Source organism: Flavobacterium sp. LHD-80 (assembly GCF_030929605.1).
In the GTDB taxonomy this organism is placed as follows: domain Bacteria; phylum Bacteroidota; class Bacteroidia; order Flavobacteriales; family Flavobacteriaceae; genus Flavobacterium.
Window position 1 is genome coordinate 331,655 of record NZ_JAVFVS010000012.1, and the last position, 22,693, is coordinate 354,347.

General features: G+C 33.3%; 21 protein-coding genes and 2 tRNA genes. 10 read left to right on the forward strand and 13 right to left on the reverse strand.

The features are described from left to right. Window positions 1-174 precede the first annotated feature (174 nt). Entirely contained in the window at window positions 175-708 is a 534-nt protein-coding gene (locus RB619_RS18405; protein ID WP_308100206.1) for a YceI family protein, read from the forward strand. A gap of 167 nt (window positions 709-875) precedes the next feature. Here the strand turns inward: RB619_RS18405 and RB619_RS18410 are convergent, their stop codons facing one another. Then, window positions 876-1,736 carry a helix-turn-helix domain-containing protein gene (locus RB619_RS18410; protein ID WP_308100208.1) on the reverse strand — a complete coding sequence of 287 codons (861 nt, stop codon included), beginning with the start codon at window positions 1,734-1,736 and terminating at the stop codon, window positions 876-878. Window positions 1,737-1,831: 95 nt separating this feature from the next. On the opposite strand from RB619_RS18410, the gene RB619_RS18415 reads away from it, so the two are divergent. Then, window positions 1,832-2,194, forward strand: a complete 363-nt coding sequence (locus tag RB619_RS18415) for a DUF983 domain-containing protein (RefSeq protein WP_035651659.1) — start codon at window positions 1,832-1,834, stop codon at window positions 2,192-2,194. 71 nt (window positions 2,195-2,265) lie between these two features. Then, a complete protein-coding gene (gene fabD / locus RB619_RS18420; protein ID WP_308100211.1) occupies window positions 2,266-3,141 on the forward strand; it encodes an ACP S-malonyltransferase in 876 nt (291 codons plus the stop codon). Window positions 3,142-3,235: 94 nt separating this feature from the next. On the opposite strand, the gene RB619_RS18425 is transcribed toward fabD, so the two are convergent. From RB619_RS18425 to RB619_RS18450, 6 genes are all read right to left on the reverse strand, one after another. Further along, entirely contained in the window at window positions 3,236-3,562 is a 327-nt protein-coding gene (locus RB619_RS18425; protein WP_308100213.1) for a hypothetical protein, read from the reverse strand. Next, window positions 3,547-3,738: a hypothetical protein gene (locus RB619_RS18430; RefSeq protein ID WP_308100215.1), complete on the reverse strand. Its 192-nt coding sequence runs from the start codon at window positions 3,736-3,738 to the stop codon at window positions 3,547-3,549. Before RB619_RS18430 ends, RB619_RS18425 begins: the two co-directional genes overlap by 16 nt. Window positions 3,739-3,790: 52 nt before the next feature. After that, entirely contained in the window at window positions 3,791-4,696 is a 906-nt protein-coding gene (locus RB619_RS18435) for an EamA family transporter (RefSeq protein WP_308100217.1), read from the reverse strand. A 121-nt stretch (window positions 4,697-4,817) separates the two neighbouring features. Then, window positions 4,818-5,831 (reverse strand): UDP-glucose 4-epimerase GalE, encoded by a 1,014-nt coding sequence (gene galE / locus RB619_RS18440; protein ID WP_155102556.1) that lies wholly within the window; start codon window positions 5,829-5,831, stop codon window positions 4,818-4,820. 16 nt (window positions 5,832-5,847) lie between these two features. Next, entirely contained in the window at window positions 5,848-6,288 is a 441-nt protein-coding gene (locus RB619_RS18445; protein WP_308100220.1) for a nuclear transport factor 2 family protein, read from the reverse strand. Window positions 6,289-6,291: 3 nt separating this feature from the next. Next, window positions 6,292-7,425 carry a DegT/DnrJ/EryC1/StrS family aminotransferase gene (locus tag RB619_RS18450; RefSeq protein ID WP_308100222.1) on the reverse strand — a complete coding sequence of 378 codons (1,134 nt, stop codon included), beginning with the start codon at window positions 7,423-7,425 and terminating at the stop codon, window positions 6,292-6,294. A 134-nt stretch (window positions 7,426-7,559) separates the two neighbouring features. Between RB619_RS18450 and RB619_RS18455 the strand changes: the two genes are divergently transcribed. Both RB619_RS18455 and RB619_RS18460 read left to right on the forward strand, forming a co-directional pair. After that, window positions 7,560-8,801: a glycosyltransferase N-terminal domain-containing protein gene (locus RB619_RS18455; protein WP_308100224.1), complete on the forward strand. Its 1,242-nt coding sequence runs from the start codon at window positions 7,560-7,562 to the stop codon at window positions 8,799-8,801. Window positions 8,802-9,150: 349 nt separating this feature from the next. Next, on the forward strand, window positions 9,151-9,366 hold the full coding sequence (locus RB619_RS18460) for a hypothetical protein (protein ID WP_109191883.1): 216 nt from the start codon (window positions 9,151-9,153) through the stop codon (window positions 9,364-9,366). A 209-nt stretch (window positions 9,367-9,575) separates the two neighbouring features. On the opposite strand, the gene RB619_RS18465 is transcribed toward RB619_RS18460, so the two are convergent. From RB619_RS18465 to mutS, 4 genes are all read right to left on the reverse strand, one after another. Beyond that, entirely contained in the window at window positions 9,576-9,953 is a 378-nt protein-coding gene (locus tag RB619_RS18465; RefSeq protein ID WP_308100226.1) for a DUF1508 domain-containing protein, read from the reverse strand. A 230-nt stretch (window positions 9,954-10,183) separates the two neighbouring features. Further along, window positions 10,184-10,269: transfer RNA gene (locus tag RB619_RS18470), tRNA-Leu, on the reverse strand. An 11-nt stretch (window positions 10,270-10,280) separates the two neighbouring features. Further along, window positions 10,281-10,356: transfer RNA gene (locus RB619_RS18475), tRNA-Gly, on the reverse strand. A gap of 161 nt (window positions 10,357-10,517) precedes the next feature. Continuing rightward, window positions 10,518-13,124 (reverse strand): DNA mismatch repair protein MutS, encoded by a 2,607-nt coding sequence (gene mutS, locus RB619_RS18480; protein WP_308100230.1) that lies wholly within the window; start codon window positions 13,122-13,124, stop codon window positions 10,518-10,520. A 157-nt stretch (window positions 13,125-13,281) separates the two neighbouring features. Here mutS and RB619_RS18485 point away from each other — a divergent pair, with 157 nt between their 5' ends. The 5 genes from RB619_RS18485 (at window position 13,282) to RB619_RS18505 (ending at window position 20,088) form a co-directional block, all read left to right on the forward strand. Beyond that, window positions 13,282-13,710 (forward strand): DUF1573 domain-containing protein, encoded by a 429-nt coding sequence (locus tag RB619_RS18485; RefSeq protein ID WP_308100239.1) that lies wholly within the window; start codon window positions 13,282-13,284, stop codon window positions 13,708-13,710. 83 nt (window positions 13,711-13,793) lie between these two features. Next, window positions 13,794-14,330 carry an RNA methyltransferase gene (locus tag RB619_RS18490; protein WP_308100241.1) on the forward strand — a complete coding sequence of 179 codons (537 nt, stop codon included), beginning with the start codon at window positions 13,794-13,796 and terminating at the stop codon, window positions 14,328-14,330. Window positions 14,331-14,441: 111 nt separating this feature from the next. After that, window positions 14,442-17,501, forward strand: a complete 3,060-nt coding sequence (locus RB619_RS18495) for a T9SS type B sorting domain-containing protein (protein ID WP_308100258.1) — start codon at window positions 14,442-14,444, stop codon at window positions 17,499-17,501. Between the two features lie 74 nt (window positions 17,502-17,575). Beyond that, window positions 17,576-19,735: a T9SS type B sorting domain-containing protein gene (locus RB619_RS18500; RefSeq protein WP_308100260.1), complete on the forward strand. Its 2,160-nt coding sequence runs from the start codon at window positions 17,576-17,578 to the stop codon at window positions 19,733-19,735. A gap of 2 nt (window positions 19,736-19,737) precedes the next feature. After that, window positions 19,738-20,088, forward strand: coding sequence for an MmcQ/YjbR family DNA-binding protein (locus tag RB619_RS18505; protein WP_308100262.1), 351 nt, complete (start codon window positions 19,738-19,740; stop codon window positions 20,086-20,088). 95 nt (window positions 20,089-20,183) lie between these two features. On the opposite strand, the gene folK is transcribed toward RB619_RS18505, so the two are convergent. Both folK and RB619_RS18515 read right to left on the reverse strand, forming a co-directional pair. Further along, the gene (folK, locus tag RB619_RS18510) at window positions 20,184-21,317 is read right to left on the reverse strand and encodes a 2-amino-4-hydroxy-6-hydroxymethyldihydropteridine diphosphokinase (protein ID WP_308100263.1); all 1,134 of its coding nucleotides are present in this window, start codon (window positions 21,315-21,317) and stop codon (window positions 20,184-20,186) included. Between the two features lie 57 nt (window positions 21,318-21,374). Continuing rightward, window positions 21,375-22,565, reverse strand: a complete 1,191-nt coding sequence (locus tag RB619_RS18515; RefSeq protein ID WP_308100265.1) for a hypothetical protein — start codon at window positions 22,563-22,565, stop codon at window positions 21,375-21,377. Window positions 22,566-22,693: the final 128 nt, after the last annotated feature.

Genomic DNA, 22,693 nt, shown 5'->3' on the forward strand with positions numbered 1-22,693 from the left:
AATTTCATCAGGATTTTTTTGACTTTGCTCAGAGCGACAACAAAAAATATGATAATCAAAAAGTATCACATTTTTTATTTCTTAATCTAGGTTAAGTGTGTTACGCTTACTACCACCGTAACTTTGTCCTATCAAAATGAAACAAATAAATTAATTATTTAAAAAAATAAAATTATGGCAACTACAAAATGGTCAATTGACCCAACACATTCAGAAATTGGTTTTAAAGTTAAACACATGATGTTTACAAATGTTTCAGGTAAATTTGGAACTTATGACGCTACAATTACTACAGAAGGAGATGACTTCGAAAATGCAGATATCCAGTTTTCTGGTGATATCGCTTCAATCGACACTGCAAATGCAGACAGAGACGGACATTTAAGAAGCGCTGATTTCTTTGATGTTGAAAACAATCCAAAATTGACTTTTAAAGCTTCAGCTTTCAAAAAAATTGATGCTGGAGATTATCAATTAACTGGAGATTTAACAATCAAAGGAATTTCTAAAGAAGTGAAATTCCCAGTAGAATATAGCGGAATCCTGACTGATCCTTGGGGAAATACAAAAGTAGGTTTAAGCATTGAAGGAAAAATCAATCGTAAAGATTGGGGTTTAAATTGGAACTCAGCTCTTGAAACTGGAGGGGTTTTAGTTGGTGAAGAAGTTCGTTTAAACATCGAATTACAATTCGTAAAACAAGCTTAATACTTTATAATAGGTTTTAATTTGGTTGGTTAAGAAGCCTGTACTTTTTCTCGCAAGTGCAGGCTTTTTTTTTTTGCTTTTAGGAGCGGGGCTTCGACTTCGCTCAGCCTGACAATCGTATTCTTAAAGATATTGTATGTCAGGCTGAGCGAAGTCGAAGCCCTTTTTTACTTTGCATTTCTAAATTCTGTTGGAGATATTCCGGTTTGTTTTTTGAAGAATCTGGAGAAATAGGAATAATCTTCGTAGCCAACTTTGAATGCTACTTCGTTTACGGCTAATTGTTTGTCGATCAGCATTCTTTTTATTTCTAGAATTACCCGGTCCGTGATGACTTCTGTGGCGGTTTTTTGGAGGATTTCATTGCAGATTCTGTTTAAGTGTTTTAGTGTAATATTCAGTTTTTCGGCGTAGAAAGATGGGAGTTTTTCTGTTCTAAAATGTTCCTCTAAAAGCGATTCAAACTTGTTGATTTTAATGTTGTATGAATGCGTTTGATGCGAATAGGTTTCGCTATATTTTCTGGAAATTTCGATATGAATAGAATCTAATAAATTCAGCATTTTATCGAGTTGAAATTTATTATTTTGATTATTTTCCTGAATCAGCAAATCAAAATAAGGGAGGATTTTTGAGATTTCTTTTTCTTCAAAAACCATTTCTGGGCGGTTGTGAATTGAATGATAAAAATTATAATCGTTGATGTTCTTCTGTCCGAAATATAAATTATATAATTCCTGCGAAAATATAATCACAAAACCTTCAATATCTTCAGACAAACTCCAATGATGCATTTGTCCAGGCTGAAGCACAAATAAACTTCCTCTTTTTATTTCAAATTGATCAAAATCAACTTCGTGTTTTCCTGAACCTTTCGTAAAAAATACCATTAAATAAGAATCGTGCCGATGTGGTTCTTCGACAAAACTGTGGCTTTTTAGATGTTCTTCAAAAGTATTCACATAAAAATCACGATGAATGTCGTTACAGCTAAAATTCTGAACACTATAAACGGGATACTTTTTCATAAAAATGTCTTTATTGTGCTATAAGTAGCGAAGATACTAAAAAGACTTTTATCCAACTCCGAATTACCTTTGTATAAATAAAAAACAACAAAGTCATGTCAAATGCATTAACTCATATTTTAAGCAACGAATGTCCGATTTGTCACAAAGGAAAAGTATTTACAGACAAAAGTATTTTTTTGACTTTCGGTCTTCCAAAAATGAACGAATACTGCAGTCATTGTAATTACAAATTTCAAAAAGAACCTGGTTACTTTTTTGGGGCAATGTATGTAAACTACGGATTAACAGTCGCTCAGGGAATTGCAACATATTGTATTGCTCAGTTTTTCTTTGAGAAAAATTTCGATTTAAGAATCATTCCGATTATTGCTGTTGTGATTACTTTGCTAACTTCTTTTAATCTCCGATTTTCACGATTAGCATGGATTTACATGTTTAAGGATTATACGAAATAAAAAAGTGTTATTTTTGCCTTTCAATTGAAACTAATTTTCAATTCAAAAAAATAAAAAAACAAATTAGACAAATGAAAGCATACGTATTTCCAGGTCAGGGCGCACAGTTTACAGGAATGGGCAAAGACTTATATGAAAACTCGGCTTTAGCCAAAGAATTATTCGAAAAAGCTAATGAAATTTTAGGTTTTAGAATTACAGATATTATGTTTGAAGGTACTGCCGAAGAACTAAAAGAAACTAAAGTGACGCAACCAGCTGTATTTTTACACTCGGTTATTTTAGCTAAAACTTTAGGAGAAGATTTTAAACCAGAAATGGTTGCAGGACATTCTTTAGGAGAATTTTCAGCTTTGGTTGCTAACGGAACTTTATCTTTTGAAGATGGCTTGAAATTAGTTTCTCAACGTGCTTTAGCAATGCAAAAAGCCTGCGAAATCACGCCATCTACAATGGCTGCGGTTTTAGGTTTAGCTGATAATGTTGTTGAAGAAGTTTGCGCTTCTATCGACGGAATTGTAGTTGCTGCAAACTATAACTGCCCAGGTCAATTAGTAATTTCTGGCGAAACTACAGCAGTTGAAAAAGCTTGTGAAGCGATGAAAGCTGCAGGAGCAAAACGCGCTTTAATCCTACCTGTTGGTGGAGCTTTTCACTCGCCAATGATGGAACCAGCAAGAGAAGAATTGGCTGCTGCTATTGAAGCAACTACTTTCTCAACTCCTATTTGCCCAGTTTACCAAAACGTAACAGCAAATGCGGTTTCTGATGCAAACGAAATTAAAAAGAACTTAATCATTCAATTGACAGCTCCTGTAAAATGGACACAATCTGTACAGCAAATGATCGCTGATGGTGCAACTTTGTTCACTGAAGTTGGCCCAGGAAAAGTATTGGCTGGTTTGATTAATAAAATCGATAAAGAAGCTGCCACTGCTAACGCATAATTAGTGTTCAGTATTCAGTTTTTAGCGATCAGTTAAAAACGATACTCATAAAAAAATCCTCATAAACTTTAAACAGTTTATGAGGATTTTGTTTTTATAGCTCTTTTGCTTCTGCGTTGTAATTATTTAAAATTCCAGTAATCAAATAATTTTGATTTCTTTTTTCAAAAAATACATACCAAGTTGTTCTGGTATTGGGTTTATAAAAAATATATTCTGAACCTAAGTAACTAAGAGATTTTGGAGTTTTCTTATGCGGAGATTTTTTTATTCTTTCTAGAATTGCATTATGTATATCAGAAACATAATCTTCCGCAGATTCAATAAAACCAAAATATTCCTTTTTATATAATGTTACAACTAAATCATCCAGATATCGAATTACTTCTGGTGTAAAAATAACTTCTATTTTCCCCACCATTCTCTAATTCTTCTAATAGATTCAGCTTTTGCTTGCTCTGGTGTTAATCCTTTTGCAAACTCGGCATCAAAATCAAAAGTTTCAGGGTCTATACCTTTAAATTTAGGTTTTTGAACTTCGTATTCTACTCTTGGCTCTTCAACCTTGTTTTTTTTATTTTCTTTATCCGAATTCATTATTCCTACATTTTTAATTCTTACAAATTTACAAAATAAAATGAATCAAAATTTATAATGCTTTCTTTTCCTTCTTCTTATAATTCACAATAAAAACGCCAAGAATAATAAGTGCAGTGGCAATAATAAAATCGATTGTAATGATTTCATCTAAAAGAAGCCAGCCTAAAAATACTGCAATTATAGTATTTATGTAGGACAAAATAGAAACCTGAACTGCCGTAACATGCTTTAAAGCATAATTATAACAGAAAAAAGCAATCACAGATCCAAAAATTGACAAATACAAAGCTGCCAAAACACTTCTGGAAGTCCACGAACTGAAATCTGGATTTGGCGAAAAAATGGATGCCAAAACCAACTGAATGCAAGAGGCAGATGTAAATTGATAAAACAAGTTAAGCACAATATTGTTTGATTTATTAGCGTGTGTTTTGGTATAAATTGTTCCAATAGCCCAAGCCAAAATTGCAAAACCCATGAACATCATTCCGGTTCGGTAATCAGGATCCAAAAACGACCCAAGTCCGTCTTTAAAAATAAAAACGACTCCAGAAAATCCAATTAACACTCCAACAAAACCTTTAAAACTCATTTTTTGCAAGCCAACTAAAATGCTTCCAAGAAATATCAATATGGGAGATAATGCACTTATTACAGAAGCTAATCCGCTTGGCAATGTTTGTTCAGCAATTGTGGTAAAACCATTCGCAATTACAATCATTAAAACTGACGGAACAAGTTGTTGCTTGAAATTTCCCCAACCAATCCATTTTAGTTGTTTTTTAAACAACAAAATAGTCATCATTATTAATCCCGCAAGTCCTTGACGAATTGAAGTTACAAACCAAGGCGGAATCGTTTCAACCGCAACTCGAATTCCTAAAAAGGTGGTTCCCCAAACAATTCCAATAGCTGCAAGAGCAAAAATCAATTTATAATCTAAACTTTGTTTCATAAAAGTGAAATTCCATTTAAAAAAAATACCAAATAATCACAGATCGATTATTTGGTATTTTATTTTATTAATTAGACACACCGCAGTATGCCTCTACAATATATTTTTTTTCTAAATTTTCTTAAGAACGAACTTTCTGTTCCCATTTCCAGGCACTTGCCATTGCTTCGTCTAAACTTAGTTCCGCTTTCCAGCCTAAAACATTATTTGCTTTATCTGTATTTGCATAAGCTTCAGTAATATCACCTTCGCGGCGCGGTTTAATTACGTATGGCAATTTTTTATCACTTACTTTTTCAAAGCTATGAATCACTTCAAGAACTGAACTTCCTTTTCCAGTTCCTAAATTAAATGTTTCAACTTTTGCTAAATTCTTTTTATTCAATAAACGCTGTAATGCAATAACGTGTGCTTTTGCTAAATCTACAACGTGAATATAATCACGAACAGCTGTTCCATCTGGTGTTGGATAATCATTTCCAAAAACAGACAATTCCTGACGCAATCCTACTCCAGTTTGTGTAATAAACGGAACTAAATTTTGAGGAACTCCTAATGGTAATTCTCCAATTTCAGTTGAAGAATGCGCTCCAACCGGATTAAAATAACGCAATAAAATAGCGCTGATATTAGTTACTTTAGCTGTATCGGTAATGATTTCTTCTCCAATTTGCTTTGTATTTCCGTAAGGCGACATTGCTGTTTGTACAGGTGCATCTTCTGTAATTGGCATTTTTTCAGCTTGACCGTAAACCGTACAAGACGAGCTAAAAATAAAACTTGCCTCAGGTTTTTGCTGTAATTCCTGCAAAAGATAAACTAAACTGCTAATGTTGTTTTCATAATACAACAATGGCTGTTCAACACTTTCACCAACTGCTTTTGAAGCTGCAAAATGAATTACTCCAGTAACGTCATTATGTTTTTTAAAGAAATCCTGAACGGCACTTTTTTCTCTTAAATCAATTTTTTCAAATAAAGGCGTTTTTCCCGTAATCGCTGTAATTCCTTTTAAAACATCTTCTGAAGAGTTTGAGAGATTATCAATGATCACAACTTCAAAGCCTTCATTTTGCAATTCGACTACGGTGTGAGAACCAATAAATCCTAATCCTCCTGTTACTAATACTTTCATTTTTTTTTGGTTGTTTTTATGTAGTTAATTTATAAGCTTGCCTCGCAATAAGTGTCCATTTATTTTTTTGCTTTTGCCAAACAAGCATTATTCCTATTTTAATATCTTTATCAACACCGCCATCTTTAGTATGAGCCACGAGTAAATGTCTTACAATCGCAACATCATTTTGAATTGCAATGGTTTGGTCTTGAAAATCTATGGTTACAAAATCCGATTTTCCGCTAACAATTCCATCAATAAATTCTGCCTGATTTTGAAAAGTTCCATTCGAATGAACATAACTCAAATTTTCTGCTGTTAATGCTTTCAATTTTGCGCCATCAGCATCAATCATCGCTTTACGCAAAATTTCAACCTGATCTTTAACAGCTGTCTCCTCTTTTGCATTTGATTTTTGAGCAAAAGCCGAAACTTGAAGAAGTATTGCTAAAATTAAAACAGAAAATCTATTCATAATTTATTTGTTTAAAAATTCTAAAACCGAATCCGTAATAAATTTAATTTGTTCGTCGTCAAGCTCTGTATGCATTGGCAAAGCAATTACTTCCTGAACTAATTGATTGGTAACTGGAAATTGCTCTTCTTTATAACGTGTATCAACATAAGCTTTTTGAGAATGCAACGGAATTGGGTAATAAATTGCACAAGGAATTTGCTTATCCTGCAAATGTTGCAATAAAGCATTTCTGTCAGCATCAATAATTCTTAATACATATTGATGAAAAACGTGATCATTTTCATTAGCATCAAAATCGGGCGTAATGATATGTGCATTTCCTGCAAAAGCCGCATTGTATTTTGTTGCCGCTAAACGACGCGCTTTATTATATTCATCAAGTAAAGGCAATTTTGCATTCAAAACTCCAGCCTGAATACTATCTAAACGAGAATTCACTCCCACAACATCGTGGTGGTAACGCTCATACATTCCGTGATTTACAATTCCGCGGATAATGTGCGCTAATTTATCATCATTTGTAAAAATTGCTCCACCATCTCCATAACAACCTAAGTTTTTAGATGGAAAAAATGAAGTTGCTGCAACGTGACCAATCACTCCAACTTTAGTTTTTACACCAGATTTAGAAATATAATCAGCCCCAATTGCCTGAGCATTATCTTCAATTACGTATAAATTATGTTCAGCTGCAATTTCCATAATTGCATCCATATTTGCAGCGCGTCCAAATAAATGTACTGGAACAATAGCCTTAGTTTTTGGCGTAATAGCTTTTTTAATTGCTTCGATATCAATGTTCATATTTACCATATCAACATCAACTAAAACTGGAGTTAATTGCAACAAAGCGATAACCTCAACAGTAGCTGCAAAAGTAAAATCGGCAGTAATAACTTCATCTCCTGGCTTCAAATCTAATCCCATCATGGCAATCTGCAAAGCATCTGTTCCATTTGCACACGGAATTACGTGTTTAGCGCCTAAATAGTCTTCAAGATTTTTTTGAAACTGATGAACCAATGGTCCGTTTATGTAAGTATTTGTATCTAAAACTTCCTGAATTGAAGCGTCAACAGTAGATTTTATTTTTTCATATTGACTCTTTAAGTCAACCATTTGTATTTTTTTCATTTTGAATAACATTTAAAATAAAGACCTGATTTGTAAACATAATCTTTAAAAGGAGCAACAAAAATAGTTATTTAATACCTGCAAACCAATGAAAATAATCGAAAGAAATGTAATTTAGCCACAAAAATAAACAGATGCTTTTTTTATACAATTTAGTTATTTCTATTGCGGGGTTTTTTCTGAAAATCGTGGCGCTTTTTAGTCCGAAAATTAAGCTTTTTGTAGAAGGTCGAAAAAATGTTTTTTCAATTTTAGAAGAAAAAATACAGCCGGAGGACAAAACAATCTGGTTTCATTCGGCCTCACTTGGCGAATATGAACAAGGACTTCCTGTCATTGAAAAAATCAAAGAAAAATATCCGTCGCATAAAATCATTGTAACCTTTTTTTCACCATCTGGATACGAAGTGCGTAAAAATAACACAGTTGCCGATGTTACTGTCTACCTGCCTTTAGACACTAAAAGCAATGCAAAGAGATTTCTAAAATTAGCCCATCCGGAACTGGCATTCTTTATTAAATATGAATTTTGGCTTAACTATTTAAAAGAATTAGAAAAAAGCAAAACACCAACTTATTTGATTTCCGGCATCTTTAGAGATAATCAGATGTTTTTTAAATGGTATGGCGGTTTTTACCGAAAAGCCCTGAAAGCTTTTACCTATTTTTTTGTTCAGAATGAAAAATCAAAAGAAAAAATTGAAACCCTAGGTTTTCAAAATGTAATTGTTTCTGGAGACACACGTTTTGATCGCGTTGCTGCTATATTAGAAAGAGATAATACTGTTGCCTTTATTGAAAAATTCAAAAACAATGGGCCAACAATTGTCATAGGAAGTTCTTGGCCAAAGGACGAAGCTTTATTAGCTAATTACATTAATCAAGCTTCGGACAATGTAAAATTCATAATTGCACCACATAATATTAAAGAAGATCAAATTTCGAGTCTAAAATCTCAAATTACAAAATCTGCGGTTTTGTTTTCAGAAAAAGAGCAAGTATCTGATTTAGCAAATTATAGCGTTTTTATTATTGATACGATCGGCTTATTAACCAAAATATACAGCTACGGGACAATTGCCTATGTTGGTGGCGGTTTTGGGAATCCTGGAATACACAACATCTTAGAGCCGGCAACATTCGGAATCCCAATTTTAATTGGCCCGAATTACTCCAATTTTGCCGAAGCAGTTTCATTAGTAAAATTAGGAGGTTGCATTTCTATTTCTAACGAAACAGAATTGAAAAGTCATTTTGATCGTTTATTAACCGATGAAGTATTTTTTAAAGAAAAAAGCAAAATCTGCAGCGACTTTATTCAAGACAATAAAGGCGCTACAAACTGCATTATGAAAATAGTTTCAGAAACAATTTGAAATTTCCAAACCAACAAAAGCTTCCAAAACAGAAAAAACAGCCTTTAAAAGCATTAAAAAGAAGCAAAATCAAAACGATTCGTTTAAAGAATATTCGATAAAAAACAAAATAAACTGCAACTGAGTGAATCTAAAACATTAATTTTGATGCTGAATATGCAGCGAAAAATAATTTCCGCAAAAAATACCATAATATAATATTTTTTTAGTATTTTGGCATGTTTTTTGATAAATAAGATAATCGTGAGCGATGAAAATATTTTAAAAAAAAAGTGAAAAAATATTTTACATATTAAAAAATTTATATCTTTGCCACGAATTAATAATTAACCTTTTATAATAAAGTAAGATGAAAAAAGTATTTTTAAGTTTAGCTGTTGTTGCTGTATTAACTGTTGTATCTTGTAAAAAAGCTGACGCTGCTGCTGAAGCTCCTGCTGTAGATTCTGCTGCTGTTGCTGTTGATTCAGCTGCTGCTGTAGTTGATTCTGCTGCTGCAACTGTTGATTCTGCTGCTGCTAAAGTTGACTCTGCTGCTGCTAAAGTAGAAGAAGTAAAAAAATAATTAGAACTTAAGTTCTAAAAATTTTAAAACCATCATAGCGATGGTTTTTTTTATGCTTAAAATTTAGCAAATAGCAATAAAATAAAATTCCAAATCCCAAAAATACGTAGCATATTTTAGGATTTGGAATTTTGCATTATTAAAAAGCTTCACATCGCCTCAACAAGTTCTTTATTGGAATTTAGAATTTTAAAATACCGGGATTTCATCTATTCCATTTCTTCTTCTTCAACAACCTCTTCATCTTCAAAAATCGAATCATTTGAAGAAAAGTCCAAAATCTCTGATTTTACAGCATAAGTAACAATTTCTTTTATTCCTTTCTGCAAAAGCAATTCCGTACTGTATTTACGGCTTGTTGCAAAATGAACCTCACCTAACATCAATTTAAAAAAATACTTCCCTCCAGAACCTTTAAATTTCAAAAACTTCGCAAGCTCAATATTCGCCTTGAATTTCTGAATATCTTCTTCGCACTCAAATCGCAGCTCATAGCTCAAACTTGTAAAAATCACTTTTCCCTTCCTAGAAGTGAATGTAAATTTATACTCATCATTAAACCGCCTGCTGATTACGAATGCACCCATTTAGAAATTTTAGATTGTTGATTTTAGACTTTAGACTTTAGACTTTAGACTTCTTAGATTCTTAGATTCTTAGAATCTTAGAATCTTAGAATCTTAGAATCTTAGAATCTTAGAATCTTAGAATCTTAGAATCTTAGAATCTTAGAATCTTTAAAATCAATTTACTTCGCAAATTGATTTTAACCAAGTTTACACCATAAAAAAAGCCTCTTCAAAAGAAGAGGCTTTAGTACTCAGAGCGGGACTTGAACCCGCACGAACATTGCTGTTCACTGGATTTTAAGTCCAGCGTGTCTACCAATTTCACCATCCGAGCATTGTATGGTTTGGAGCGAAAAACGGGGCTCGAACCCGCGACCTCGACCTTGGCAAGGTCGCGCTCTACCAACTGAGCTATTTTCGCATTTCAAATTCTATTTAAGAACTCGCAACACTTGATTTGTTTCGTATTGCGAGTGCAAATTTAGGACATTTATTCAATTACACAAGCGTTTTCTGAAAAAATATTTTACTTATTTTATAACTTTCTGATAACCTAAACTTTAAACTTGAAAATTTTTAATTTTATTTTTTGACTAACATTCTTTTGATTTCATTCAGCTTCATCAGCGCTTCAACCGGAGTTATAGCATTTATATCAAGCCCTAAAATCTCTTCTTTTATTTCTTCCAACAAAGGATCATCCAAATTAAAGAAACTCATCTGCATTTCGTCATTAGCCGCTTTTATTCCGTTTAAAGCATCGCTCGAATGATTTTTTTCTAATTTCTTTAAAAGCTTTTGTGCTTTAGAAATAACCAACTGAGGCATTCCAGCCATTTTTGCGACATGAATTCCAAAACTATGTGCACTTCCTCCTTTTACCAGTTTACGAACAAAAAGAACAGTATCTTTCAATTCTTTCACAGCGACATTAAAATTCTGAATTCTTGGAAGCGATTCGGTCATTTCGTTTAACTCATGATAATGCGTTGCAAAAAGCGTTTTTGCTCTTCCTGGATGTTCATGCAAAAATTCGGCAATAGCCCAAGCAATCGAGATTCCATCATATGTACTGGTTCCTCTTCCAATTTCATCCAAAAGAACCAAACTTCTGTCTGAAATATTATTCAAAATCGAAGCTGTTTCATTCATTTCGACCATAAAAGTCGATTCTCCCATCGAAATATTATCAGAAGCTCCTACTCTAGTAAAAATCTTATCTACAATTCCCATTCTAACACTGTCCGCAGGAACAAAACTTCCCATTTGAGCCAAAAGTACAATTAGAGCCGTTTGTCTCAAAATAGCAGATTTACCAGACATGTTTGGTCCAGTAATCATAATAATTTGTTGGGTTTCTCTATCTAAATAAACATCATTAGAAATATATGGTGTCCCAACTGGCAATTGTTTTTCAATTACAGGATGCCTTCCTTCTTTGATTTCTAACTCGAACGTATCATCAATTTCTGGACAGACATATTTATTTTCAATGGCCAATTGCGTAAAAGAACACAAACAATCTAATTGCGCAACCAAATTGGCATTCATTTGAACCGGCTTGATATAAGTCGAAATCCAAGCCACTAATTGCTCAAAAAGATCGGTTTCTATTTTATAGATCCTTTCCTCGGCTCCTAAAATCTTAGTTTCATATTCTTTTAATTCTTCAGTAATATAACGCTCTGCATTTACTAAAGTCTGTTTACGAATCCATTCTTCAGGAACTTTGTCTTTATGCGTATTTCGAACTTCAATATAATATCCAAAAACATTATTGAAAGATATTTTCAGCGAAGAAATTCCGGTGCGCTCCGACTCTCTTTTTTCAATTCCTTCTAAATATTCTTTTCCAGAAGTTGAAATCGCGCGAAGTTCATCTAATTCTTCATTAATACCTTTTGCAATTGCATTTCCTTTTGCAATTGCAACCGGCGCATCTTGATTTAAGGTCGTTTTAATTTTTTCTCTTAATAAATCGCAGGCATGCAGACTATCTCCAATGATCTTCACAGCTTCCTGCGGACTCTCAAGTGCCAAGGTTTTAATTGGAATAATGGCATCTAGCGATTCTTTCAAATAAACAATTTCACGAGGCGAAACTTTTCCGGCTGCAATTTTAGAAATCAAACGTTCTAAATCTGAAATTTGTTTAATTTGATATTGAATATTATGGAGTATTTCAGGATTTGATTTCAAATAAGAAACCACATCATGGCGTCCTTTTATTTTGTTTTTATCCTTTAAAGGAAGTGCCAGCCATCGTTTCAACAAACGTCCTCCCATTGGCGAAAGCGTTCTGTCAATAACATCTAAAAGTGTTACAGCATTTGGATTATAACTGTGATACAATTCTAAATTTCTGATTGTAAAACGATCCATCCATACATATGCATCTTCAGCAATACGCTGAATTGCCGTAATATGCTGGACGCGATTATGCTGTGTTTCTGACAAATAATACAAAATTGCTCCAGAAGCAATAATTCCTTCTTTCAATTCTTCGACACCAAAACCTTTTAAGGAAACTGTCTGAAAATGTTTTGTAAGGGTTTCTAAAGCATAATCTTCTTTGTAAATCCAATCTTCCAGATAAAAACTGTGAAAATCATCACCAAAAGTAGTTTTAAAATCACCTTTGTTATTCTTTGGAACTAAAACTTCACTTGGGTTAAAATTCTGCAAAAGCTTATCAATATATTCTGCATTTCCTTGAGCGGTTAAAAACTCACCTGTCGAAACATCTAAAAAAGAAATTCCGATATTTTTATTAGCAAAATAAACCGATGCTAAAAAGTTGTTTGATTTAGACTGTAAAACCTCATCATTTAAAGAAACCCCTGGAGTTACCAATTCGGTCACGCCACGTTTTACAATAGTTTTCGTCATTTTTGGATCTTCAAGCTGATCGCAAATTGCTACTCGAAGTCCGGCTTTAACCAATTTTGGCAAATAGGTATTGATAGAATGGTGTGGAAAACCAGCCAAAGCGGTTTCAGTTTCTGAACCCGCACCTCTTTTAGTCAACGTAATTCCAAGAATTTTAGAAGCTCTGATAGCATCTTCTCCAAATGTTTCGTAAAAATCCCCTACTCTGAAAAGCAGACATGCATCAGGATATTTTCTCTTGATTTCGTTGTACTGTTTCATTAAAGGTGTTTCTTTCACCACTTTTTCTTTAGCTGCCAAATCGATATGTTTTTAAATGAAAATTAAGACAGCGAATTTATAATTTTTTAGTGGCATATCGAAGGCTTCAAAAATTAAAATATTTTAAGAGATTTTTAAGTTGACATTTAAGAATTTTACATAGATTTGTTCTATCATTTAAACAAAGACTATAAAAATGAAAAAAATAATTTTATTTGTTATGCTTGCTGTAGCTGGAGTTACAGCTTCTAACGCACAATCTGCTAAAAAAGGAACTGCAAAAGTTGCTAAAATCGAAGGTGCAGGAATGGCTTTTGAAACAGAAACTATTGACTACGGAACAATTGCTCACAATGCTGACGGAAAACGTGAATTCGTTTTTGTTAACAACGGAACAAAACCATTAATCATTACAAACACGCAAGGTTCTTGCGGATGTACTGTTCCAACTACGCCAAAAGAGCCAATCGCTCCAGGCGCTAAAGGAATTATTGGTGTAAAATATGCTACTGACAGAGTTGGTGCTTTTACAAAAACTGTAACTGTTACTTCTAACGCTGAAGGACAGCCAACAAAAGTACTTACTATTAAAGGTACAGTTTTACCAGATCCTGTAAAAAGCTAATCTGAAAAATAAAACAAAATAAAATAATTGAAAAAGCTTCCTTATCTTTGGAAGCTTTTTTTATGACCTGAATGCAACACAAAATGAGAAAACTTGAAAATAGCGAATTAGACCGCAAATCGATTGAAGATTTTAAAAAATCAGACAAAACACCTTTAATTTTAGTTTTGGATGATATTCGTAGTTTACACAATATTGGTTCTGTATTTAGAACTGCCGACGCTTTTTTGATTGAAAAAATCATTTTATGCGGTATTACAGCTACACCGCCAAATAAGGAAATTCATAAAACTGCTCTTGGCGCCACAGAAACTGTCGCTTGGGAACATTATGAAAATGTTCTTGAGGTTATTGAAAATCTAAAAAAAGAAAACGTTCTGACTCTTGCTATTGAACAAGTTGAAAGCGCTATTTTTCTTCAAGATTTTAAAGTTGAAAAAAATCAGAAATATGCTTTAGTTTTTGGAAATGAAGTTTATGGTGTTGCACAGGAAGCAGTTGCAATTTGTGACGGCTGTATCGAAATTCCACAATTAGGAACCAAACACTCTTTAAATATTGCTGTAAGTGCAGGAATTGTGGTTTGGGATTTATTTCAAAAATTAAATTGGCCAAACTAACAATACACAGTTTTTTTATTGAAAAATGTGATTTTTAAATGACTTCTACACCATAAATGTTAGAAATATAAATATATTTTTTTATTATTAAGAAATTGATACTTTTATAAAATGAAAACTATCTATTTCCTAAAACTACCATTACGTTTATTATTCTTATTGCTATTTCCTGTTGCTGGATTTGCACAATATACTCCTATTCCTGATCCAAATTTTGAAAAGGCTTTAATCGATTTGAATATTGATAGTGGCGTTATTGATGGTCAGGTTCTGACTGCAAATATTAAAGATATAACAACCCTATTAATTCCAGGTAAAAATATCACTAACTTAACTGGCATTGAAGCTTTTGTAAAACTAGAAACATTAAATATTGGGCTATTTAATGATAATACATCTCAAAGAAACTTTATTACAAATTTAAATCTTTCAAACAACATTTTTCTTAAGTCTTTATCCTGCGGTTATAATGAATTATCTACAATAGATCTTTCAAAAAACACTGCATTAGAATATTTACACATAGAACACAATCAATTAAGTAGTCTAGATGTCTCTCAAAACAGTTCTTTAACTACCCTTTCATTTTACAACAATAACATTACAAGCATAGACCTTACTAAAAATACTTCTTTAATAAATTTAATTTGTCCCTTCACTAATTTAACAACTTTAGATCTTTCAAAAAACATTACTCTAAAATTTCTAAACTGTAGCGATTGTAAATTATCAAATCTTGATATTTCTAAAAACCCAGCGTTAGAAGTTTTAGGTTTAAAAAATAATCAAATAACTTCTCTGGATACTTCTAATAATCCAAATTTAGGATTATTAGATTGCAGTCACAATCAAATAACGTCTTTGAACATAGCTAACAATTCAAATTTAGGAATTTTACAATGCAATTATAACCAGTTAATTAGCTTAGATTTATCTAATAATACTAATCTAAATACTTTTTCGTGTGATAATAACCTGCTAACTTATTTGAATTTAAAAAATGGACAGAACGCTAAACTGACCTCTCCAAATTTTAAATTCAACTCTAGTCTAACCTGTATACAAGTAGACGATGAGGCTTATTCAAATACTAACTGGAAGGACAAAGACAATACAACAAAATATTCAAATGATTGTAGTAAGCCCGCTGCAACAACTGCACCTATTGTTAAAGCAACTGGAGATCAGTTTTATTGCCCTCAAAATACAATAAAAATTGTAACTGATTTTAGCATTACACACGACCCTTTAGAAACAGGGACTAAAGGTGTTTATATTCAGATTTCATCTGGTTATTCAAGCGGATTGGATCAACTTGCTCTTGCAAATCCAGCTTCACATCCTAATTTAAACACAAGCTGGGATGCAACGGCTGGAAAACTAAGCATAACAAGCTCAACAGGTACTGATGCATTATATACTGACCTAGTTAAAGCAGTGAAAGATGTTGTTTTTTCAAATTCTTCTGCTTCTGCTTCTGGCACTAGAACTTTTTCAATAACAGTTGGCAATGCTAATTATTTACCTTCAACACAGCATTTTTATTTATATGTTCCAAGTATTGGCATTACTTGGACTTCAGCAAGAACTGCTGCTGAAGCAAGTACTTATTACGGACTTAAAGGGTATTTAGCCACCATTTTATCAGCAGATGAAGCCAAACTTATTGGTGAACAAGCATCAGGAACCGGATGGATTGGCGGAAGCGATGCAGAAACAGAGGGCGTTTGGAAATGGGTGACAGGTCCTGAAGCAGGAACTATTTTCTGGAACGGAAATGCAAATGGTTCGACACCTAATTTTGCATTCTGGAATACAGGCGAACCAAATCAGCAAGGAAATGAAGATTATGCACATATAACACAACCTGGAGTAGGAATACGAGGGTCTTGGAATGATTTAAAAAACGAAGGCGAATCAAGTGGTGATTTCCAGCCAAAAGGTTATGTTGTAGAATATGGCGGATCTGCTGGAGAATCACCTTTAGAAATTGCAGCGAGTACTAAAATAACAATTCCAGAAGCAACCGTATTAACTCCTAACTCAATTTGTGATTCTGGAAGTTTTACGTTGACTGCAACAGCAACTAGCGGAGCAACAATAAGCTGGTACACACAGCCAGCTGGCGGTACGGCTATTGCTACAGGAAGCCCTTTCACTACCCCAGTACTAAATACTACAACAACTTATTATGTCGACGCTGGCTGTGAAACCAGCAGAAAATCAGTTACAGCAGTTGTTAACAAAACTCCTGCAACACCAACTGTAGCAGAATCAAATGTTTCACGATGCGGACCAGGAAATGTAACCTTGCAGGCTTCTTCTGATGTAGGAATTATCACCTGGTACACAACTTCATCGGGAGGGACAATCGTTTGGACAGGAAACATTTTTACTGCACCGAACGTTACTTCATCAACTGTTTATTACGCTGAAGCTTCAAACAATGGCTGTTTAAATACGACTCGTACTCCCGTAAATATTACTGTTTACACGCCTCCTGTTGTAACAGACGAAACTGTTGTCTTATGTCAGTTTAAAAAGAAAATACTAGATGCCGGAATATCTGGAATGACTTATTTGTGGTCAAATGGCGCCACTACTCAAACAATCGAAATAGGCACCGGAGGAACTTATACCGTTGATGTAACAAGTCCAGCGCCACAAAGCTGTACAAGCCGAAAAACAATTATAGTAGAAGAACACGAAATTCCACAAATTGACCGTATTGATGTTGAAGGAACAAGAGCTATAATTTATCTTAAAAAAGAACAATCTTATTTTGAATATTCAGTTGATGGCTCAAATTTCCAGGATTCAAATATTTTTTATGATGTTCCAGGAGGTTTACAAACCGCTTATGTAAGAGAAAAAGGAGGTTGTGGCGGTACAGCAAAAAACTTTGTAGTATTAGTTTTTCCTGCTTTCTTTACTCCAAACAACGACAGCTTTAATGATGTCTGGGAAGTAACTGGAATGGAAAATTATCCTCAAGCACAAGTCACCATATTTGATCGTTACGGAAAATTATTAGCGCAATTATCGCTATCAAGAATGAGCTGGGATGGAACTTTTAACCAATCCCCACTTCCTGCTTCAGATTATTGGTATGCGCTAAAAATTGACAATACACATCCTATTTTAAGAGGTCACTTTACATTAAAACGATAAAAACTCATTTTAGCTGAAAGTTCATTTTTTAATATTTCCAAAACAGTTTTCAATTAAAAAATGTAATTTTAAATATGAAAACTAAATTCTTTTGCAGATATGCTTTGGCAATTGTATTATTATGCGGTAATATACTTTTTGCCTTCAACGGCATGCCTTTGCCTGAAAGAAAATTTAAAAAATTGGCAACAAAAAAATCTGCAACAGCAGCTTCTATAATTACAGCCGTTGGAAATCAAGTTTACTGTCCGCAAAGCAGTATAAAAATTGTAACTGACGTAACAATTAATTCTACAGAAGAAATTACAGCCGTTTATATTCAGATTTCTTCTGGATATATAAATGGTGAAGACGTATTATCTTTAATAAATGTAAGTCCCAATTTAACATCAAACTGGAATCCAGATTCAGGAACGCTTACAATTTCACGCAATAACAGTAGCGCATTACTTTCTGAATTCATTACGGCTATTAAAGCAGTTGAATTTAGAAATAGTTCAGCAACTCCAAGTGGGATCAGAAATTTTTCAATAAGCTTAGGACAGGCCAATTATTTGCCTTCATCTAAACATTATTACCAATTTGTTTCAAGTCCCGGAATCTCTTGGGGCGATGCTAAAAGAGCTGCCGCTGCAAGTAATTATTTTGGATTAAAAGGTTATTTAGTTACCATAACCACTTTAGATGAAGCAATATTTGTTGGAGAACAGCTTTCAGGCACGGGATGGATTGGCGGAAGCGATGCCCGAAAAGAACCCTATTGGTTATGGGAAACAGGCCCAGAAGAAGGAACTCAATTTTGGTACGGTCGTGAAAGTGGCTCTACCACAACTTTTGCTTATTGGAATGATTTCAAAGAACCCAATAATGGCGGTGAACTAGCCCTTAAAGGCGTCGAAGATTATGCCTATATCGCACCACCCGGAAATGGTCAAAAAGGAAGATGGAATGACACTTCTCTTTATGGAAGTTCAGATCCTGCAAATGTAAATTATCCTCGAGGATATATTGTAGAATATGGAGGAATGCCTGGCGATGTTTATCCGCAAATAAGTGCGAGCACTTCGCTGACAATACTGTCAATTACTGAAACAAAAGCTCCTGAGATTTGCGGATCTGGAACTGCTGTTTTAGAAGCTAAAAGCGCCGCAGGAACAATCAATTGGTATGCTGATGAAACCGGAGCAAGTTTAATTGCAACAGGTCCTAGCTTTACAACTCCAGTTTTAAATGCAAATCAAACTTACTACACAGCGGCCGAATTTGAAGGTTGTGTCACCAAAAGAACCGCTGTTAATGTAAGAGTAAATGCAGTACCAGAAGTAACTTCTGTTTCAAATCCTGCACCGGTTTGTGGTTCTGGAATCTTTTTTTTAGAAGCAACTGTTTCTTCGGGTGAAGCAAACTGGTACGATTCAAAAACAGGCGGATCGGTTTTAGGAACGGGCAATTTGTTTATTACGCCTAATCTATCTTCAAATACCATTTATTATGCCGAAGCTAATAATAATGAATGTCGCTCACTTGCAAGAACTCCGATAGAAATAAAAATATATCCGCTTCCTGATGTTCAAAATCAAGAAGTAGTTTTATGCGCACCAAATTCGGCTACACTCGATGCAGGAATCAGCAATATGAGTTATCTATGGTCAACTGGAGAAACAACGCAAAAAATAACTGTTTCACAATTGGGAACATATTATGTTGATGTTACTGCTTCTACTGCAGGAAATTGCTCAAACCGAAAAACCATAAAAGTAATCGAACTTCCTGCTCCTGAAATCCAAAAAGTTGATGTTGATAACAGAACCGTAACTATAATTCTCAGCAATCCTGAAAGTTATTATGAATATTCTGTTGACGGAATAAATTTCCAGAATTCTAATGTTTTTCATGACGCGCCGGGTGGTTTGCAAACTGCTTATGCAAGAGAAAAAAGTGGTTGCAAAACGGCTTCAAAAAGTTTTATCGTTTTGGTTTTTCCTGCATTTTTCACTCCTAATAATGATTCCTATAATGATGTTTGGGAAGTAACTGGAATGGAGAATTATCCCGAAGCGCAGATCACAATTTTTGATCGTTATGGAAAATTCATTGCACAATTAAACGCTTCAAAAAAATATTGGGACGGCACAACAAATAAAGTACCTTTACCCGCATCAGATTATTGGTATGCTTTAAAAATTGATAATACACAGCCTATTTTAAGAGGGCATTTTACATTAAAAAGATAAAAATGGATATTGAAATAATTCGTGAAATCTGTCATAAATTAACTGGAACAACGGAAGATATAAAATGGGATCACGATCTTGTGTTTTCTGTCGGAACAAAAATGTACTGCGTTGTTGGTCTTGATCAAAATCCGACTTCCGCTTCTTTTAAAGTTCTGGATGAAGAATTTGAAGAAATGAGCACGAAACCAGGATTTAAACCTGCTCCCTATGTTGCAAAATACAAATGGGTTTTGATTGACGATATTAGCAGAATGAAAAAAACAGAATGGGAAAAATATATCGAACAATCGTATCGTTTGGTCAACGAAAAATTATCTGCCAAACTGAGAAAACAACTCGGAATATTATAATTAGATAATGTGTCAATTAGAGAATTAGGAAATGCTCTCGAAACCGCATAAAAAATTATCTAATTTTCTAATTAGCATATTCTCTAATTGAGGTCTTATCCTATTTTCTTCTGAATTTCATCTAAAATAAAAAGATAATCTTCGTGTTTTTTTACAAAATCACGATCTGAAACATCAATAATCAAAACATTCAAATCGGTTTGAGATTTAATGTAATCCAAATAACCATTATTGATTTTATCCAAATAACCTGCTTCTATATTTTGTTCGTAACTACGGCCGCGTTTCTTGATATTTTGAAGAAGTCTCTCAGTATTTTGATACAAATAAATGTACAAATCTGGTTTTGGCATTTCTTTATAAATAATATCAAATAAGTTTCGGTATAAACGATATTCATCTTCTCCAAGCGTTATTTTAGAGAAAATCAACGATTTAAAAATATGATAATCGGCAACGATAAAATCTTTAAACAAATCAAATTGTTTTAAGTCGTCAGATAATTGCTGATAACGATCGGCTAGAAATGACATTTCCAGCGGAAAAGCATATCGGTTTTGATCTTTGTAAAACTTTGGCAAAAACGGATTATCTGCAAATCCTTCTAAAACTGTTTTGGCATTAAAATCTTCTGCAATTTTATGAACCAATGTCGTTTTTCCCGCTCCAATATTTCCTTCAAAAGCAATATAATTAAAGTTCTCTAACGCAATTCCCTGCAACGGACTTTTTAAATTCTGAACCGCTGTACAAACGCTATCGTCAGGAGAAACGGCAATTAATTCTGAAATAGTTTTTTGAAGGACAGGATGCTTCCAATCTAATTTTAAATCTTGAATCGGCAACAACACAAAGTTTCTGTTTTGCATTAATGGATGCGGAATCTGGAGTTTTTCAGTTTCTATAATTTCATTATCAAAAGCAATTAAATCAACATCAATAATTCGGGACTGATATCCTTCTTGATTCGATCTAATTCTGCCTAATTGCTTTTCAACTTTTAAAACCTGATTCAGTATTTTTTGTGCCGATGAAGTACTGTGCAAAAGAAGCGCACAATTATAAAAAGCATCACTTTCAAATCCCCAAGCGGGAGTTTCATATAGTTTTGAAACCCTGATAACAGTTCCCACTTCCTGATGTATTAAAGCAATACAACTTTCAATATTTGCTAACCTGTTTCCTTGATTGCTCCCTATAGATAAAACGACTTGATGCTGTGACTTCATAATTAATGCAAAGTAACTAAAACTATTTTAGAATTGAATACATATTTGCATCAAGACTTAGAAGTTTCCAATTACTTCAAACTCTTCTTTTTTGTCTTTGTTCTCAGAAACTCGGTTTAAAAAATCTTTTAAATCAGTTGTTAAAGGTAATTGATTTTGACTTGCCCAAAAGGATTCAGAATATGGGAATTTCACTCTAAAAATATCTTTATCCATTGATAAATTCGAATCTGCTTTTGAGGCAATAAAACTATTTGTTACAAAAAAATTAGCTGTATAATCATAAAACCTTTTTTCAATCTCTTTATTATCAACCGCTTCTACTCGTACTATCGAATTTGCATTGTTTAAATAATATCTCTTGGTAACATCACTCTTTTTATAATTTGTTGTTCTTTGAAATCGGACTGTTCTATAATTAACTTTTCCATTTTTTTTAAAGGGTACATTGGCTCCATCATCATAAAAATCAAAATACGTTTCTACAATTGCATAATCTGCTTTATTGATAATAAAATAACCGCTTGTTTTTTGTCCCAGCGAATTAGTTTCTTTTTGAATAAAACTGATTTTAACGTAATTCCCGATCATTCCTTTTTCTCGAGTAAATTCAAATTCATCCAGATTTATTGCAATCAAAGCATTTACATCGAATAAGTTTTCAAAACTTTGAAATTGAAAATCGATAAAATCCATTTTTTCTTTGATTCCAACTTTCCGCATATTCAAAATTTCAACAGCACATTTATTATCTGGCACCTTTACCGTTTTAAAAATAGCGTTTCTAGATACTTTTCCATAAATATCCTGGAGTCTAGACATTTCATTGTTTTTCTTAAGCGTACATCTTAAAAAGAAATTTTCATTGTAAGGCGATAAAGCATAATTGTCTATCATTTTTGCATATGCTTTTTTTATCAGCAAAACTTCAGTCCCAATAACAACCTCATCAAGTTCCGTAATTTTACTTTGCAGAAAAATAGTATCCTGTTTTTGTACCTCTTCAAAAGACATTTTTCTGTTTTCATATCCAATCAAACTAAAGTTGAGCTCGTGAATATCCGAAACAAATGAAAAAGCACCTTCCTCATTTGATATAGAATTGTCTTTTTCATTATAAATATTTACTTTGTCTAATGGCAGTTTTGTTGCTTTATCAGCGACTACTTTTGTCGTTTGTACTTTTTGTGCTTCAACAGAAAAGCTTAAAAACATAAGCATGTATAAGAATATAATTTTTCTACACATAAATTTTTGTTTTGTTTAATTAAAATATAAAAGCGTTAAAATCTAGAAACAGTATTTGTCTTACAAAAACAATGCCTTTATTTTTAATTAAAAAAATGTAAAATCTACAAATATTTCATAAATCGTGT

Bases quoted from the DNA above. Each gene is read 5' to 3' on its own strand.
- RB619_RS18405 (WP_308100206.1), top strand. From the start codon at position 175: ATGGCAACTACAAAATGGTCAATTGACCCAACACATTCAGAAATTGGT.
- RB619_RS18410 (WP_308100208.1), bottom strand. From the start codon at position 1,736: ATGAAAAAGTATCCCGTTTATAGTGTTCAGAATTTTAGCTGTAACGAC.
- RB619_RS18415 (WP_035651659.1), top strand. From the start codon at position 1,832: ATGTCAAATGCATTAACTCATATTTTAAGCAACGAATGTCCGATTTGT.
- fabD (WP_308100211.1), top strand. From the start codon at position 2,266: ATGAAAGCATACGTATTTCCAGGTCAGGGCGCACAGTTTACAGGAATG.
- RB619_RS18425 (WP_308100213.1), bottom strand. From the start codon at position 3,562: ATGGTGGGGAAAATAGAAGTTATTTTTACACCAGAAGTAATTCGATAT.
- RB619_RS18430 (WP_308100215.1), bottom strand. From the start codon at position 3,738: ATGAATTCGGATAAAGAAAATAAAAAAAACAAGGTTGAAGAGCCAAGA.
- RB619_RS18435 (WP_308100217.1), bottom strand. From the start codon at position 4,696: ATGAAACAAAGTTTAGATTATAAATTGATTTTTGCTCTTGCAGCTATT.
- galE (WP_155102556.1), bottom strand. From the start codon at position 5,831: ATGAAAGTATTAGTAACAGGAGGATTAGGATTTATTGGTTCTCACACC.
- RB619_RS18445 (WP_308100220.1), bottom strand. From the start codon at position 6,288: ATGAATAGATTTTCTGTTTTAATTTTAGCAATACTTCTTCAAGTTTCG.
- RB619_RS18450 (WP_308100222.1), bottom strand. From the start codon at position 7,425: ATGAAAAAAATACAAATGGTTGACTTAAAGAGTCAATATGAAAAAATA.
- RB619_RS18455 (WP_308100224.1), top strand. From the start codon at position 7,560: ATGCTTTTTTTATACAATTTAGTTATTTCTATTGCGGGGTTTTTTCTG.
- RB619_RS18460 (WP_109191883.1), top strand. From the start codon at position 9,151: ATGAAAAAAGTATTTTTAAGTTTAGCTGTTGTTGCTGTATTAACTGTT.
- RB619_RS18465 (WP_308100226.1), bottom strand. From the start codon at position 9,953: ATGGGTGCATTCGTAATCAGCAGGCGGTTTAATGATGAGTATAAATTT.
- RB619_RS18485 (WP_308100239.1), top strand. From the start codon at position 13,282: ATGAAAAAAATAATTTTATTTGTTATGCTTGCTGTAGCTGGAGTTACA.
- RB619_RS18490 (WP_308100241.1), top strand. From the start codon at position 13,794: ATGAGAAAACTTGAAAATAGCGAATTAGACCGCAAATCGATTGAAGAT.
- RB619_RS18495 (WP_308100258.1), top strand. From the start codon at position 14,442: ATGAAAACTATCTATTTCCTAAAACTACCATTACGTTTATTATTCTTA.
- RB619_RS18500 (WP_308100260.1), top strand. From the start codon at position 17,576: ATGAAAACTAAATTCTTTTGCAGATATGCTTTGGCAATTGTATTATTA.
- RB619_RS18505 (WP_308100262.1), top strand. From the start codon at position 19,738: ATGGATATTGAAATAATTCGTGAAATCTGTCATAAATTAACTGGAACA.
- folK (WP_308100263.1), bottom strand. From the start codon at position 21,317: ATGAAGTCACAGCATCAAGTCGTTTTATCTATAGGGAGCAATCAAGGA.
- RB619_RS18515 (WP_308100265.1), bottom strand. From the start codon at position 22,565: ATGTGTAGAAAAATTATATTCTTATACATGCTTATGTTTTTAAGCTTT.